We start from the raw sequence: 15,948 nt of genomic DNA on the forward strand, positions 1-15,948 counted from the left end.
TAGGCGCCGGAGCGACGGCGGTTCAGAGCTGCTTGCGGAAGGCACGGCGGCGGCGGTGCTGCCGCCGTTCGAAGTATTCCCACTGCGACTGCACCTGCGAGTTGCTTTCAAGCTCAAGATTGGTCTCAGCATACTTGACTCCGTTCTTGATATAGAGATTCAGCAGGTCATAGAAGAACAGCGCGTTGACTCCCTTAGACTGATATTCGGGAGCCACTGCGATGAGCAGCAGGTCAATAACGTCGTTGTGGCCGCGGATTGCGCGAAGGAGACGGAGCCAGCCAAGAGGAAAGAGACGTCCGCGCGACTTGCGCAGGGCTGCCGAGAGCGACGGGAGCGTGATGCCGACCCCCACAAGCTTGCCTTTGCTGTCAACCACCACACTTACATAGTCAAGGCGCAGAATGCTCAGATACATGTCAACATAGTAATCAATCTGACGCTCCGTGAGCGAACAGTAGCCGTAGAGGTTGGCATATGTCTCATTGATGAGCCGGAAAAGCTCCTGACCGTAGTCGCGCTTTATTTTTTTGCCCGAAGTATATTTGAGAATCCGGAGATCATATTTCTTCATCACAATCTCCGAGATGCGGGTCATCTTTTCCGGCACCTTGTCGGGGATGGTTATGCGGTATTCCACCCAGTCGGTGTCCTTGCGGTAGCCAAGGCGCTCCACATGGGCGGGATAGTAGGGATAGTTGTAGATGGTAGCCATAGTGCCCATCTCATCGAATCCTTCCACAAGCATGCCCTCGCGGTCCATGTCGGTGAAGCCCATCGGGCCTATCATTTCGGTCATGCCATTGTCGCGGGCCCACTGCTCGGCGGCACTGAAGAGAGCGTCGGTCACCTCGCAGTCGTCCACGAAGTCCACGAATCCGAAACGGGCCTCCTTGCGGCCTGTGGTTGAGTTGAGACGGTCATTGATTATAGCCGTGATGCGTCCTGCGGGCTTGCCGTCGCGATAAACCATGAAGGACTGTGCCCGGCAATAGTCAAAGGCCGGGTTCTTGGAGGGGATCAATGTATTGATTTCGTCGAAAATGAGGCTCGGCACAAAACAGTCGTTTCCGTCATAGAGATCTATTCCGAAGTTGACATATTCGCGCAAGGCCTTCTTTACGGGTTCTATTGCCTTTACGGTTACTGACATATCTTTTTTTACTTTGGAGCCACGCATTCCGTTGACTGGGAGCTGTGGAGAGGTTCCGGGCGGTAGGGGGAGTTAAGCCACAGAAGCAGGGCTATCATGGCCACAAGGAAAGCGATTATTGCAAGATAGATATTGTTGGTCTTACGGTCGGCCAGGGCAAGGCGCAGGGCATTGACATCCTGATAGCGTCTGGCCGGATCAGGGTTCATGCACTTCTCGGCCACACGGCGCAGACGCTGGTTGGTGCTGCCGGCGGCATCGAGGGCTGCCATGAGCACCTCGCCGTAGTTCTTTATGTCTTCGCTGACATCCTTTGGAGTGATGTGGGTGTTCTGGTCAAAGCCCACGTCGATAAGCTTCAGATTGCCGATGTTCTCGGTGAAGATTATTCGCGAGGTTGACAGCGGATGGTGTTCGAGATGCTTTGCCTGGATATAGTCAAGGGCATCAAGCAGCTGGTGCTGGATTTTGAAGAGATGGTCTTCGGTCACTTTGCCCTCGCGGATGAGCTTGGCAAGTGAGTCACCGTAGACGTCATCGGTTATGATACACATCCCCAGTCCGGGCACTTCCTCGAAGTCATTGATCATGATGATGTGGGGATGCGCCAGGTTGTAGCGCACCTCAAACTCCTTCTCGATCATGCGGTCGAACTTCTCCTGCCCCTTCAGTTCAGGACGCAGTGTTTTGAGCATTAGCCATTTGCCATGCTTCTTAGCGGTATAGACGTGGTAGAATTCCTCATCCCATTCGGGAAGATGTTCGATCTCGGTCCATTTAGACGAGGAGGCGGAAAGAGTGGTGTTGTCCATGACTGAAACGCGTATTTGTTCAAGATGCAAATTTACAATTTTTTTTGCAATCGGGCTATTTCTGTGGCAAAATGCGCATAAGGAGTGGCAAACTGAAAGACAGCGGGCCGGACGGTCCGGAGCGCTCAGTCATCTGCCAGTGCCGGGTTCATGTAGTAGAGCCGCGAGGTGGCGCGCGAGGTGGCGGTGTAGAGCCAGCGGTAAAATTCGAGTCCCTGCTGGTCAGGAGCGATTCCGCCCATGTCGATGAACACGTTGCGCCACTGCGCTCCCTGGGCTTTGTGGCAGGTGACGGCATAGGCATATTTGACCTGGAGGGCGTTGAAGTATTCATCGGTGCGAAGTCGGCGCAGACGTGTCTCATAGGCTACGTCAGGGGCATTGACTTCAGGATCGGCCATGCGCGCCTGCGCAAGCTGCTCCATGCGCTCGCGCGAGAGCGATGCGCTTTCATCAGTCAGAGTCTCAAGGAAGATGCGGCAGTTCACCTCTACATCGCGGTCGGGCAGGTGGAGGGTGACACTGGCGAAGCGGAAGCCGTATTTCTCCTCCGTGCCGTGCACACGGCTGACCACCGCCACATCGCCGTTGGCTATGAAATCGAGGCCCTTGACTTTCGAGGCCCAGGTATAGTTGTTTTTAGCCACCAGCAGGCGCTCGCCTCTTACCAGTTCCTCCTCGCAGTCGAGGATGCGCGAGCGGATGCCGAGGTTGAAGCCGGTGGCCCGGCGGTTGGAGCGGGTGATTACAGCGGTCTCCCCCGGACCGTCGGAGCGGTAGCAGTCGGCAATAGTGTCGATCACATCATCGCCTTCCACCACCCTGACATCGTCATAGCCTTCGGTGAACAGGCGCGGAGCGGGAAGTGGATCGAGAAGCATGGCCCTGCGCAGCCAGGTGGCATTGCGCAGTATGCCTGAACGGCGCGACTGGCGGACGGTGTCGGTCAGCACAGCGCGACTCACGTGGAGACCGAGCGCCTTGAACGTCGAAGGCTGCATGGCGGGGCTTTCCGCGGAGCCAACCGGCGGCAGCTGGGCCACGTCGCCGAGCAGTATCAGCCGGCAGTTGTCGCCGGTGAACACGTATTCCACAAGGTCTTCGAGCAGGCTCTGCCTGACGAAGCCTGAGGCATCGGCCGCCGAGGGGCTGTCAGAGATCATGGAGGCTTCATCGACAATGAAAACGGCATCGGAGAGACTGTTGCGCTGCATCACTGTCATGCCTCCTGAGAGTTCGCCGGGCGCACCGCGGTAGATCTTGCGGTGTATGGTATAGGCCGGATGCCCGGAGTGGGCGCTGAACACCTTGGCGGCTCTTCCGGTCGGGGCAAGCAGCACCACCGGTCTGCGTACCTCTTCGAGGGCCTTGACGAGCGCGCCGGTAAGCGATGTCTTGCCCGTGCCGGCATATCCGTTGACAATGAAGACCGAATCAGAGGGGGTGGAGGCCGAGCAGAAACGCGCCAGTGCCTCAATGAGCAGGTTCTGCTGCCCATTGGCGTCATAGGGCAGTCTGGCCCTCACAAGATCCGCGAATTCACCTACAGTCATCTGAGTTTTGGATTTTGTTTTCCGGCACCGTCAGGATGGAAGTGCGGCAAGCGTCCACTATCGGTTTTGCATCAACCTCCTTGATACCGGGCGCAAAGATACGTATATTCACTGAAAAAACGAAAGCGTGGCAGCCTGCTTCCGTAGAGCAGAGCCGCCACACTGCGTGGTTTTCACATTATGAACTTACTTAAAGCCTCCTTTCCGGAGACCAAGAGTAAAGGCTATGGGATTATATTGACTTAGAAGTTATATCCGAGCGATACGTTAAAGCAGTCCCAGTGAGATTTGCTGTCTTTGACAACTTCTGTCAGACCCCACTGATACTGAACGCCGAGGTAGAATTTGCGGAATGTATAGCCGGCACCGAGACCGAGGCCCATCTGGAAACGGTCACAGTCTACTTCTTTCTTGAAGGCATCACCTGCAACACCGAAGTCGAAATAGGGGCCGAAATTCACCTGAAGCTGTGAAGCTTCGGCGAAATTCATGCGATAAGATGCGTAGACGGGAAGTTCGATGAAGTCAGCCGAGATGTCTTTGGCGCCTTTGCCTGCATAGAAGAGACCTGAGTTGATAGAGAAGCTCTGCACAAGGTTGAAATCGGCAGACACACCCGCGAGGAAGCTTGTGCGCGATTTGAAATCACCGTAATCGGCACGTGCATTGGCCACGTCAAGACCTGCGCGGATACCGAGAGTCACTTTCTTGTCAGCTGCGTCAGAGTTCCAGAAAGTCTGTGCGGAAGCGCCTAGAGCGCATACTGCTGCAAAGGCAGCAATGAAAAACTTTTTCATGTGTGTAAATGAATTAATGATTGGTTTACTTAAGAGGGTGTTTCATAACAACAGTTAAAATCTGAGCGAAAGATTTGAGATGGATATGGCTCTGAATTGAAGGAGCATAGCGAGCTATGTGACTGAGATGAAGAGCCATATCCGCTCAAAACTTTCGGAGGCGATTGTATTGTCTTTTTGTAAATAGAGTATTCCATTTGTGAAAAATTTTAAGTTACCTGAGCCTTGGTGTCTCTTTTGCTAAATTGTTGAAGCTCGTCAGTCGCATAGCTCGCTATGCTTCTTCCTCCCTTGCAACAATTTATCTAAAAGATACACCACTCAGATTTTGACTCTTGTTATGAAACACCCTCTAAAACTTATTTTATGAAATTGCTTATAGCCGCTGTGTATTGAAAGGTTGCACAAAGTCAGCGTGGAGGTCAGGTCGAGGTCACTTCGCTTCCGAGAAATACCACGTGATCTTCTCGCGGTAGTTATCCCCGTCTTCTTCTTCAGAATATTCCTCCCAGATGGTCATATTCTTGCCGCTGAAGCTTGTGGTGATCAAGCCGGAGTCATCGTCGTCAAAGTCACCGATATCCCAGGAATAGCGGATGATGCCCTTGCTTTCGTTCTCCCAGCGCCATGAAGAGATGTCGAGTGAATTGTTAGAATAATCGTTGAGACCATAGAGGACCATGTAGGTGCCTGATTTGGTGAAGATGACCTGACGGGGAATCTCGTCTTCCTCCCAGCCGTCATCGCCCCACTCTTCCAATAAATCGTTTATCTTGTTGGCAGGTACGGTCCTGTCATACTTCTTTGACCCGTTGATCCAGACCTTGAGGTTGATCTTGTCGAAGTTCCAGGTGCGGCAGAGGGCATTTGTGCGGTCACTGTCTTTGTCAGCCACGGCCTTTGTTGCCGCAAGGGTCTGCGAACCTGACGAAGTGGTCACTGTCAGAGAATAAGCGTTGTCGCCGCCGGTATTGACGGTGATGGTGCCGAAGCCCTGGAGATTGTACTGGTTGTCACCGGTCTTGGTGTAGGTGCCGTAATAGATTCCGTTGAAATAGGCGCGCGACACTCGATCTGCCTCCTTCTTGCGGAACATGCCCGATGCCACTGTCTTGCTTGCCGCGGTCTGCTTTTCAGCTACAGCTGCCGCAGGGGCGTAGGAGTAATCCGAGGCTGAATTTGCGATGATCACATAGTTGCCGCTTGACGTGAATTCGATGGAACGGTAAGGACTGCCGGCCGACATTTCATACTTCGCACTTGAGCTTTCATACTCCGGAGTCGGGAGAGCGGGGATTCCATTGCCGTCATCATCACTGCCGCATGATGTCAACATAAATCCAAAACAAGCCACTACAGGCAACGCAATTGACAATAATCTTTTTTTCATAGCTAAAAAACTTAGTGTGTGAATTTTTATTATGATTGATTTGTGTTTGTTTGCAAAGGTAGACACTATTTAATAAATTACCCCCCCCAATAGTTAATTTTAGTTAATAACAACGTTTTTTACATAAAAAAGCCTCCCTGAGGCATCACTTCACGGATGCTTCAGGGAGGCGTCAGTTTTTATCTCAGAGTGAAAGATTATTTCACTTCGGGAGCGGGTTCAACACCCCACTGCTGCTGAGCGAGGCGACGGTAGTTGTTGTAGCGCCACTGAGCGTTTTCCTTGGCAGCTGCGAAGAGTTCGGCAGCTTCTGCAGGATACTGCTTCATTACGGAAGCGTAGCGCACCTCACCCTTGAGGAAGTCTTCGAACTTATCCCACTGCGGCTCCTTGGAGTCGAGAGAGAAGGGGTTCTTGCCTTCTTCTTCGAGTGCGGGGTTGTAGCGCCAGAGGTGCCAGTAACCGCATTCAACAGCCTTGGCCTGTTCTTCCTGGGCGTGGCCCATACCGGCGCGGATGCCGTGGTTGATACAGGGTGAGTAGGCGATTACCAGTGAGGGACCGTCATAAGCTTCAGCCTCGCGGAGGGCCTTGAGGGTCTGAGCGTTGTCGGCGCCCATAGCCACCTGTGCCACATATACGTAACCATAGGTAGAGGCGATGAGGCCGAGGTCTTTTTTACGGATGCGCTTGCCGGCAGCGGCGAACTTGGCGATAGCACCGATGGGGGTTGCTTTTGAAGACTGACCGCCGGTGTTTGAGTAAACCTCGGTGTCGAGCACGAGGACGTTGACGTTCTTGTTGCTTGCGAGCACGTGGTCGAGACCGCCGAAGCCGATGTCATAAGCGGCGCCGTCACCGGCGATGATCCACTGTGAGCGCTTGGCGATGTGTTCCTTGTTGGCGAGGATGCCTTTGCATACGTCGCAGCCACAGGCTTCGCAGAGAGGAACGATCTTTTCGGCAACTTCCGAAGTAACGGTGAAGTCGGTGCGGTTTTCGAGCCATTTGCCTGCGAGTTCCTTGATTTCGGCGCTGCAAGAGGGGCATTCGAGAGCCTGCTGCATGAGACCTGCGATGCGGGCCTGGAGTTTCTCGTGGGCGAGAGACATACCGAGACCGAATTCAGCGAAGTCTTCGAAGAGTGAGTTGGCCCATGCCACACCCTGACCCTTGGCGTTGGTGGTGTAGGGAGTCGAGGGAACAGAGCCTGAGTAGATTGAAGAACAGCCGGTGGCGTTGGCTACGATTTCGTGGTCGCCGTAGAGCTGAGAGATGAGTTTCACGTAGGGAGTCTCACCGCAGCCTGAGCAAGCGCCGGAGAATTCGAAGAGCGGAGTTGCGAACTGAGAGTTCTTGACGTTGCTCTTGATGTCAACGAGATCCTGCTTGGAAGCTACTTCCTTAACGCAGAAGTCCCATTCGTTCTGAACTTCGAGCTGGGTTTCGAGAGGCTTCATTTCGAGAGCCTTCACGCCCTTCTTGCCGGGGCAGACGAGCACACAGTTGCCGCAGCCGAGACAGTCGAGAACGTCGACGCTCTGGATGAAGCGCATACCGGTGAACTGCTTGCCGATTGCGGGGATGGTGTTGTCGTCGCCGAAGGGAGCTGCTGCCATTTCCTTTTCGTCAAGGACGAATGGACGGATAGCGGCGTGGGGGCAGACGAAAGCACACTTGTTACACTGGATACAGTTTTCTTCGAGCCATTCGGGGACGAAGGCTGCTACGCCACGCTTTTCGTAAGCGGCAGTGCCCTGTTCCCAGGTGCCGTCTTCGCGGCCTACGAAGTCGCTGACCTTGAGGAGGTCGCCGTCCTGGGCGTTGATGGGGCGAACGATCTTGTTGATGAATTCGGGATCGTTGTTTGCAGCGGCTGCTTCTTCAGCGAGGCTGCTCCAGGCCTTGTCGACGGGGAGCTGCTTGTATTCGCCACCGCGGTCAACGGCTGCGTAGTTCTTGTCGACAACGTCCTGACCTTTCTTGCCGTAGCTCTTGACGATGAATTTCTTCATCTGTTCTACAGCGAGATCAACGGGGATCACTTCGGTGATGCGGAAGAATGCGCTCTGGAGTATGGTGTTGGTACGGTTGCCGAGGCCGATTTCCTGAGCGATCTTGGTTGCGTTGATGTAGTAGACAGTGATGTCGTTGTCAGCGAAGTATTTCTTGATCTTGTTGGGGAGGTTCTTGGCAAGTTCCTCGCCTTCCCAGATGGTGTTGAGGAGGAATGTGCCGCCCTTGCGGAGACCGCGGGTAACGTCATACATGTGGAGGTAAGCCTGCACGTGACATGCCACGAAGTTAGGAGTGGTCACCAGGTAGGTAGAACGGATGGGATCGTCGCCGAAACGGAGGTGTGAGCAGGTGAAACCGCCTGACTTCTTTGAGTCATATGCAAAGTATGCCTGGCAGTATTTGTTGGTGTTGTCACCGATGATCTTCACGGAGTTCTTGTTGGCACCTACAGTACCGTCAGCACCGAGGCCGTAGAATTTGGCTTCGAAAGTACCTTCGCCGCCGAGAGCGATCTCTTCCTTCTGGGGAAGTGAAGTGAAGGTAACGTCATCCACGATACCCACTGTGAAGTGGTTCTTGGGAGTGGGGAGGGCGAGGTTTTCAAACACAGCGAGGATCTGTGCGGGAGTGGTGTCCTTTGAAGCGAGACCGTAGCGGCCACCGACGATAACGGGGGCATCGGCCTGGCCGTAGAAGCAGTCCTTGACGTCGAGATAGAGGGGCTCGCCGTTTGCTCCGGGTTCCTTGGTGCGGTCAAGCACGGCGATACGCTTTGCAGTCTTGGGGACAGCTGCGAGGAAGTGCTTTGCAGAGAAGGGACGATAGAGGTGAACGGAAACGAGACCTACCTTTTCGCCGTTTGCACGGAGGTGATCGATGGCTTCCTGAGCGGCCTGGGTAACAGAACCCATAGCGATGATTACGCGTTCGGCTTCGGGATCGCCGTAGTAGTTGAAGAGACCGTATTCACGACCGGTGATACGGGTGATTTCCTTCATGTATTCCTCAACGATTTCAGGAACGCGGTCGTAGTATTCGTTGCAAGCCTCACGGTGCTGGAAGAAAACGTCGCCGTTTTCAGCCATGCCGCGTGCGATGGGCTTTTCGGGGTTGAGGGCGCGTGAACGGAATTCAGCGAGAGCCTGCTGGTCAACCAGAGGAGCGAGATCGTTCTGATCCATCTCTTCGATCTTCTGGATTTCGTGAGAAGTACGGAAACCGTCGAAGAAGTTGATGAAGGGCACGCGGCTCTTGATGGTTGCGAGGTGGGCCACACCTGCGAGATCCATGACCTCCTGAACAGAACCTTCGGCGAGCATTGCGAAGCCTGTCTGACGGCAGGACATCACGTCCTGATGGTCACCGAAAATCGAGAGTGCGTGAGAAGCGAGTGTACGGGCCGAAACATGGAACACGCAGGGAAGAAGTTCACCGGCGATCTTGTACATGTTGGGGATCATCAGGAGAAGGCCCTGAGAGGCAGTGTAGGTTGTGGTGAGGGCACCGGCCTGAAGAGAACCGTGAACGGCTCCGGCGGCACCGCCTTCAGACTGCATTTCCTGTACCAGCACGGTTTCGCCAAAGATGTTTTTGCGACCGGCGGCAGCCCATTCGTCCACGTATTCAGCCATCGTTGACGAGGGAGTGATGGGGTAGATGGCGGCAACTTCCGAGAACATGTAGCTCACGTGAGCGGCAGCCTGGTTACCATCACAGGTCAAGAATTTTTTTTCTTTACTCATAGTGGTATGTAATCTATTTAAATAGAGATAATTATAATAAGTTTTGGTATCAGACATTGTCATCCTGAAGCGGAGGAGAGGTGTCATACCGTTTTGCTTATGGATGATTCGTCCGGCAAAAATACAAAAATTTTTCCTCCCTCACAAATAGGAAGGAGGAAAAATATCAGTGAGTTTCAGACAGATGTGTCAAAAAATGTATCAGCCGCGGGGGTGTGCGAGCATGTACTGTGCGATCTGTACGGCGTTGAGCGCTGCGCCTTTCTTGATCTGGTCGCCGACCAGCCAAAAGGTGAGTCCGTTGGGGTTGGCAATGTCTTTGCGCAGACGGCCGGCATAGACGGGATCATGGCCTGCGGCATCAAGAGGCATCGGATATTTCTTGGCTGCTGGTTCGTCGATAACCACCAGACCTTCAGCCTGTTCAAAGGCTTTGCGGGCCTGCTCGACGCTGATGGGCTGCTCGGTCTCTACCCAGACAGCTTCGCTGTGGGCGCGCATCACCGGGACACGGATGCAGGTGGCGCTGACTTCAAGCTCAGGAGCGTGCATGATCTTCTTGGTTTCGTTATACATCTTCATCTCTTCCTTGGTATAGTCGTTGTCAAGGAACACGTCGATGTGGGGAATGAGGTTGTAGGCAAGCTGATAGGCGAATTTCTCGACTGTGGGCTCTTTGCCTTCGGCGAGTTCGGCATACTGCTTTTCGAGCTCTGCCATAGCCACGGCGCCGGCACCGCTTGCTGCCTGATAGGTGGCGACATGGACGCGCTTGATTGGCGAGATGTCATTGAGTGGCTTGAGGGCCACTACCATGATGGCTGTGGTGCAGTTGGGGTTGGCGATGATGCCGCGAGGTGTGTTGAAGGCATCTTCGCCGTTGACTTCGGGTACTACCAGGGGCACGTCGGCGTCCATGCGGAATGCGCTTGAGTTGTCAATCATGATCGCACCGTGCTTGGTGATGGTCTCGGCGAATTCGCGCGAGACACCGGCTCCGGCCGATACGAATGCGAAATCAACACCCTGGAAGTCATCGTTGTGCTGGAGGAGTTTCACAGTGTGTTTCTCGCCACGGAATTCATAGGTGTTACCCGCACTGCGTTCCGATCCGAAGAGCAGAAGCTCGTCAATCGGGAAGTTCTGTTCGTCAAGGACCCTGAGAAACTCCTGACCTACGGCGCCACTGACGCCAACAATTGCTACTTTCATGCTTTAGAAGATTGTATGAAAAAATAATATGTGACTTGTTGATTTATTTTTCAGTTTATTCCGGATTGCTCTGCCGGTCAGTCTTCATACATGCTGTCGATGACTGATGCGTAGAGGCGGTTGACGGCCGCGCGGCGTATTTTCAGAGTGTTGGTCAGCTCGCCTTTCTCCATCGAGAACTCCTTGGGCAAAAGATTGAAGCGCTTGACTTTCTCATATGAGGCAAGGCGCTGCTGAAGGATTTCAAGGCGGTTGGTGTAGAGGCTTCTGACTTTCGGATCGGCCACAAGCTGTTCCATAGAGTCATAAGCTATTTTCTCTTTTGCCGCAAAGTCTTTAAGCACCTCGAAATCAGGAACAATGAGAGCGGAGACGAATTTGCGGCGGTCGCCTATGACTGCCACCTGGTCAATGTAACGGTCTTCACACAGAAGTGTCTCTATGGCCTGGGGCGCGATATATTTGCCGTTAGAGGTCTTGAAGAGGTCTTTAAGACGGTCGGTGAGGAAGAGGGCGCCGTGATCGTCGATATAGCCGGCATCGCCGGTGCGGAACCAGCCGTCGGCGGTGAATGCCTCGGCTGTTTCCTTGGGTTTGTTGTAGTAACCGCGCATGACCATCGGGCTTTTGACAAGGACCTCGTCGTTTTCACCGATGCGCACATTCACCAGAGGTATGGGGGTGCCGACAGAACCTATCTCCCACCCTGTCTGCGGGAAGCAGCACACGGTGGCTGTGGTTTCAGAAAGTCCGTAGCCTACCACTATATTGATGCCGCAGGCGTGAAAGAATTCAACTACTTTTGTCGAGACTGGAGCTCCGGCCGTAGGGAAGATGTTGCCGTGGTCAATGCCGATGGCTTCACGCAGGAGGCGGAACACACGGGCCTCAAAGAAGCGATAGCGTGTTTCGAGCCACCAGGGAGCCTTACGCCCGATACGGGCGTATTTCAGATTGCGCCGACGGCCCACTCTGAGAGCCTGACGGACCACCATGCGCATGAGCGGATTCATTGATGCGATCTTCTCGTGGACGGCGGTGTAGACTTTCTCCCAGAAGCGGGGCACCGAACACATGCAGGTGGGCCGCACCTGCTGGATAGTGGCCTGGATCTCCTGCGGATTACGGTTGACCGATACCTTGATTCCTTTGGTAAGACAGAAGTAGGTCCAGCCTTTTTCGAAAATGTGGCTTAAGGGGAGGAAGGCCATTGAGGTGTCATTTTCGTCAACCATAGTGATGCGCTGCCAATGGGCCTCCATTGCGGCATCGTAGTTGCCGTGGGTGAGGATGGCTCCTTTGGGCTCGCCGGTGGTGCCGGAGGTGTAGACCAGAGTGGCTATGTCATCAGGGACGGCCGCGGCTGCGCGGCTGTCGACTGTGGCCGCTATCTCTTCCGTGGCTGTCTCTCCGAGCTTCATGAAGTCAGTCCAAAGCATCGAGGTGCTGTCATTCTGATCAAGTTCGATGGTTTTGAGCGCCACAATGCGTTTGAGTGACTGACAGAGGGCCTGCGCCTCGCGGGCTATGCGGTATTGGGTCGTGTTGCCGACAAAGAGCAGCTCACAGCGAGCGTCGTTGATTATATAGACGAGCTGTTCGAGCGAACTGGTAGCATAGATCGAGACAGAGACGGCACGGTTGCGGAAACATGCAAAGTCGGTCACCAGATTCTCCGGACGGTTGGCGGAAAAGGTGGCCACATTATCGGACTCGCGGACTCCGAGAGCGGCAAGCGCAAGGGAGGCAGTGCGCACATCGGCGGCATAGCGTCGCCATGAGATGTCACGCCAGCGGTTTTCGTGGTCAGGGGCTGCAAGAGCGGCTTTATCGCCGAAGCGTTCTGCCTGACGTTCAGGCAGATCAGTCAGTATATTTGCTTTCAATACGTCAGATGCGGCAATCTTGGATTTCAAATTCATCAGCGCGGATTTTGGAGGCTGCATACACATATATTTATATGCAGCTATTTATGAGGGGGCAAAGTTAGCCACATTTTTTGCGCCACAGGCCTTTGGGATGCAAAAAAGTTTCTTTTTGTTAACATTTCCTCAGAAATTGCACATGCTGGTTAACATATCTTAATTCATCTTTGGCTAATCTTCACAAAATAAGGCATATAATGGAGCCGAGCCACATCTGCAATGTGCATCGCATCCATTATATGCCTGTTTATCAGCGCTCGATGGGATTGTCGATCTCGCAGGCATCGATTCCTGTCGAGGGGGTATATTTTTCGGGATAATGGCTTGAGTTCTTGCTCATCACACCTGACTGCTGCACATAACTGTTGTCAGAAAGCGAGAATACACGCAGTATTTTCCGGAATTCTTCAGGAGTGGCCTGAGCGAATTTTTCGGGCATCTTTATATAGAGCTTGCTGTCGGGGATGCTGTTGACAAGGCCGTTGAACATCCAGCAGACTTCGCGGTCGGCATCGGCGACTTCAAGCACCACGCCGGGCAGTCCGGTGAATGTCTGTGGTGCTCCCCTGTGTGGCAGATCGGTGGTGAACCATGCGGTCCAACGGCGTCCGCCGCGGTCAAGAGTTGCCTTGCGGCAGTTGTATTCACCGATTTTCTTTTCTTCATCTGTTATCTTCCAGTTGTTCTCGCACCTGGCATCGTCAAGAAGAAATTCTTCGGTGATTATGCGGTAGGTGCGGACCATGCGGCCTGACGAGGGATAGTAGAAATAGAAATTGGGTGTCAGATGATAGGCGAGGCTTCTGTCGCCGCCCTGTCCTTTCGGATTGGCCATGCGCCAGCGGGTCTCCCCTATTCCCTGATAGCTCATGTCAAGAGTCACATCAGGGCTTATGAGCACTACGCGGTCTTCTTCGAAACGGATGTTTTTCTTTTTGTTGCAGAGATAGCGCAGGCGGTAGCGCACGCCGTAGTCGGCTGTATCGGCTCCGGCATAGTAGGCGGCAGCCTCTTCTTTCATTTTGTTGACCATCTCATTGGCCTGCTGCGCTCCGGCATCTGGCTGCTTTTTCTGTTCCTGGGCGTTCACGCCGAGTCCCAGCATGAGGGCGACGGCTATTGCAAGTAGTTCTTTCTTCATTATCGTGCCGGGGATTAATCTGTGAAACATTCTCTGATCAGAAAGACGGGCACAGTCTGCTTGTATGCCATCTGAAAATTGCGATACTGCTGCGGCTGGGCATAGAGGGAGAATGTGGAGCTGACGAGCGCCACGAGGTTTCCGCAGTCATCGAAAATCGGGCCTCCGCTGGCTCCGACACCATAGTCGGAGGTGATTTCAAGGATATACTTGTCACGGCCGGTGCGCTTGTTGGTGCTGCGGGTGCAGTTAGACACCATTCCGTCGGTGAAATGATAGTAGGCTCCGGAGGGGTGCGACAGGCAGTAGACAGTAGTGCCCTGCGGGACATCTGTGCCGATGGAGGCCGGTGTGAGTTTGCGGCCGTTGGTGTCGACTCTGATGATGGCCATATCGTTTATCGGATCGACATGGAGCACCTGACGGAAGGGATAGATGTTGCCTTCATGGTCCATCAGGAAGCGCATCAGGTCGTTTTTGACTTCATGACCGAGGGCTCCGCTCAGCACCAGGTCGGCTACCACATGATAGTTTGTGGCACAGATTCCGTCAGAAGTGAGAGCTACAGCCGAGGCATTGCTGTAGGCCGAGTCAAGAGCATAGGCGTTGTTATGCTCGAAGCGGCAGACCACAAGCGAGCTTGGGCGGCAGAGCTCAAAGACCTCACGGGCCGAAAGCTTGCGCTTACGGGTCGGTGTCAGCACTCGCGATGAGGCCACGCGGCCATCGCTCAGTCCGGCTATGACATTGTGGCGCAAGGAGTCTGATCCCTGGCCGGGATGGGTCTTCATGTATTCACGCGCCAGAGCGGTAGCTGCCTCGACTTTGGCAGGATAGTCCTGGAAAAGTGCGTCATGGTCAGCATAAGCCTGTGGTGCCACACCCAGAAGAGCGAGCACCACAGCTATAAGTGACAAAGGCAGAGTAAACAGTTTCTTGTTCATCTGTTCTGTTTGATATGTTCGGGATTCTATTTTGAATTCATTTTGCGACATAATCGTGGTAGATCATGCTCCGGAAGAAGATCAGTCGCCAGACTCCATGCTGTTGAGCGAGCGGCCTACAACCTGGATGGCTACAGCTCCGAGTTCGCCGACGTGGGCACGGAGGAATTTTGAGAGCTGGAGTTTCATTGTGGCGTCCTTTTCATCGAAGAGACGGGGCACGTTGATAGCCAGAATATCTTTGGAACGAGCGCTCAGACGGCTGAAGTTGGATTCGCAGAAGGCAAGATAGTCGGCATCGTTCATCGAGGCGCGGTTTTCCACAAACTCATAGATGACGTGGTTGTCATTGTCTTTGTCAAATCCGAGATCGGCTATCTCTTTTTTGAGCTGGGCGAACTCTTCGGCCTTGTAGCCGCCTTCACGATACATGTAGCCAGAGAAATATGAACTGAGTTTGCGTCCGTAGAGGCTTGCAAGCACGGTGTTGATCTTGCTGGCTGTCTCACCTGTGAATTTGTTTTTGTGAGAGATCATGAAGCGGGCACGGTCATTGTCAAGATCAATGGTATAGACAGTGAAGATGAATTCATTCTCGGCTTTGAGACGGTCAGCTTCCGAGAGCGATGCGAAGTAGTCGTCAATCACCTTGAAACCTTCGTCTTCCTTGCGCTGTTCCATGAGCTGCATGGCGTAGCTGTTGACAACCTTCGGGGTGCGTTCGCCGGCTTCAAAGCGGGCGCGGATGCGTTCGGGCGACTGTTCGGGGTCAAGGTTGGCTGTGACTTTCTCAATGAATTTGGGACCGTCCATATAGCCTGAGAACTTGGCCACTTCCTTGCCGTCACCGTCCATCACTACGTAAGTGGGATAAGCTTTCACGCCATACTGCTTGGCAAGCGCGGCTCCTTCTTTTTCGGCATCAAGCTTGAGGGGGATGAATTTGGCGTTCATGAAATCGCCTACCTCCTTCTGTGGGAAGACTTTGTTTGACATCATCTTGCAAGGACCGCACCAAGTGGTGAAGAAGTCAACGAACACGAGTTTATTTTCTTTCTTTGCCGCTGCAAGAGCTTCTTCAAAAGAGACATGACGGAACTCTGTCTGAGCGGGAGCCACCAGGGCTGAAGCGCCTATAAGCAGAGAGGCAATGATAAATTTCTTCATAATTGTTGTTAGTGTAGGTGTTAAGGTTAATCTTGTTTTCTGAATATAAGACGGCCGAGTCTGCGGATCGTTACATCAACCGTCAAAAAAAAT

The 15,948-nt window shown here is 53.5% G+C and carries 11 protein-coding genes; all 11 read right to left on the minus strand.

What is annotated here, in order from left to right; genetic code table 11:
• Positions 1 to 22: 22 nt before the first annotated feature.
• A complete protein-coding gene (locus FDZ78_RS06585; protein ID WP_124075646.1) occupies positions 23 to 1,153 on the minus strand; it encodes an N-acetyltransferase in 1,131 nt (376 codons plus the stop codon).
• Between the two features lie 8 nt (positions 1,154 to 1,161).
• Positions 1,162 to 1,965 (minus strand): protein kinase, encoded by an 804-nt coding sequence (locus FDZ78_RS06590; protein WP_107032077.1) that lies wholly within the window; start codon positions 1,963 to 1,965, stop codon positions 1,162 to 1,164.
• 125 nt (positions 1,966 to 2,090) lie between these two features.
• Positions 2,091 to 3,518 (minus strand): ATP-dependent RecD-like DNA helicase, encoded by a 1,428-nt coding sequence (locus FDZ78_RS06595; RefSeq protein ID WP_107032100.1) that lies wholly within the window; start codon positions 3,516 to 3,518, stop codon positions 2,091 to 2,093.
• A 242-nt stretch (positions 3,519 to 3,760) separates the two neighbouring features.
• The gene (locus tag FDZ78_RS06600; protein ID WP_107032076.1) at positions 3,761 to 4,315 is read right to left on the minus strand and encodes an outer membrane beta-barrel protein; all 555 of its coding nucleotides are present in this window, start codon (positions 4,313 to 4,315) and stop codon (positions 3,761 to 3,763) included.
• Positions 4,316 to 4,748: 433 nt separating this feature from the next.
• The gene (locus FDZ78_RS06605) at positions 4,749 to 5,705 is read right to left on the minus strand and encodes a hypothetical protein (protein WP_133166513.1); all 957 of its coding nucleotides are present in this window, start codon (positions 5,703 to 5,705) and stop codon (positions 4,749 to 4,751) included.
• Positions 5,706 to 5,902: 197 nt separating this feature from the next.
• Complete coding sequence (gene nifJ, locus FDZ78_RS06610; RefSeq protein ID WP_136408265.1) at positions 5,903 to 9,466, minus strand: pyruvate:ferredoxin (flavodoxin) oxidoreductase; 3,564 nt, start codon at positions 9,464 to 9,466, stop codon at positions 5,903 to 5,905.
• Between the two features lie 201 nt (positions 9,467 to 9,667).
• Positions 9,668 to 10,678 (minus strand): aspartate-semialdehyde dehydrogenase, encoded by a 1,011-nt coding sequence (locus tag FDZ78_RS06615; RefSeq protein WP_136408266.1) that lies wholly within the window; start codon positions 10,676 to 10,678, stop codon positions 9,668 to 9,670.
• 77 nt (positions 10,679 to 10,755) lie between these two features.
• Complete coding sequence (locus FDZ78_RS06620) at positions 10,756 to 12,600, minus strand: long-chain fatty acid--CoA ligase (RefSeq protein WP_240740358.1); 1,845 nt, start codon at positions 12,598 to 12,600, stop codon at positions 10,756 to 10,758.
• Between the two features lie 253 nt (positions 12,601 to 12,853).
• The gene (locus tag FDZ78_RS06625) at positions 12,854 to 13,744 is read right to left on the minus strand and encodes a GLPGLI family protein (RefSeq protein WP_168190007.1); all 891 of its coding nucleotides are present in this window, start codon (positions 13,742 to 13,744) and stop codon (positions 12,854 to 12,856) included.
• A gap of 14 nt (positions 13,745 to 13,758) precedes the next feature.
• Positions 13,759 to 14,688 (minus strand): serine protease, encoded by a 930-nt coding sequence (locus tag FDZ78_RS06630; RefSeq protein ID WP_168181960.1) that lies wholly within the window; start codon positions 14,686 to 14,688, stop codon positions 13,759 to 13,761.
• 81 nt (positions 14,689 to 14,769) lie between these two features.
• Positions 14,770 to 15,855 (minus strand): thioredoxin fold domain-containing protein, encoded by a 1,086-nt coding sequence (locus FDZ78_RS06635; protein ID WP_123398446.1) that lies wholly within the window; start codon positions 15,853 to 15,855, stop codon positions 14,770 to 14,772.
• Positions 15,856 to 15,948 lie beyond the last annotated feature (93 nt).

This window comes from Duncaniella sp. B8 (genome assembly GCF_005304985.1).
Taxonomy (GTDB): Bacteria; Bacteroidota; Bacteroidia; order Bacteroidales; family Muribaculaceae; genus Duncaniella; species Duncaniella muris.

Bases quoted from the DNA above. Each gene is read 5' to 3' on its own strand.
- FDZ78_RS06585 (WP_124075646.1), bottom strand. From the start codon at position 1,153: ATGTCAGTAACCGTAAAGGCAATAGAACCCGTAAAGAAGGCCTTGCGC.
- FDZ78_RS06590 (WP_107032077.1), bottom strand. From the start codon at position 1,965: ATGGACAACACCACTCTTTCCGCCTCCTCGTCTAAATGGACCGAGATC.
- FDZ78_RS06595 (WP_107032100.1), bottom strand. From the start codon at position 3,518: ATGACTGTAGGTGAATTCGCGGATCTTGTGAGGGCCAGACTGCCCTAT.
- FDZ78_RS06600 (WP_107032076.1), bottom strand. From the start codon at position 4,315: ATGAAAAAGTTTTTCATTGCTGCCTTTGCAGCAGTATGCGCTCTAGGC.
- FDZ78_RS06605 (WP_133166513.1), bottom strand. From the start codon at position 5,705: ATGAAAAAAAGATTATTGTCAATTGCGTTGCCTGTAGTGGCTTGTTTT.
- nifJ (WP_136408265.1), bottom strand. From the start codon at position 9,466: ATGAGTAAAGAAAAAAAATTCTTGACCTGTGATGGTAACCAGGCTGCC.
- FDZ78_RS06615 (WP_136408266.1), bottom strand. From the start codon at position 10,678: ATGAAAGTAGCAATTGTTGGCGTCAGTGGCGCCGTAGGTCAGGAGTTT.
- FDZ78_RS06620 (WP_240740358.1), bottom strand. From the start codon at position 12,600: ATGAATTTGAAATCCAAGATTGCCGCATCTGACGTATTGAAAGCAAAT.
- FDZ78_RS06625 (WP_168190007.1), bottom strand. From the start codon at position 13,744: ATGAAGAAAGAACTACTTGCAATAGCCGTCGCCCTCATGCTGGGACTC.
- FDZ78_RS06630 (WP_168181960.1), bottom strand. From the start codon at position 14,688: ATGAACAAGAAACTGTTTACTCTGCCTTTGTCACTTATAGCTGTGGTG.
- FDZ78_RS06635 (WP_123398446.1), bottom strand. From the start codon at position 15,855: ATGAAGAAATTTATCATTGCCTCTCTGCTTATAGGCGCTTCAGCCCTG.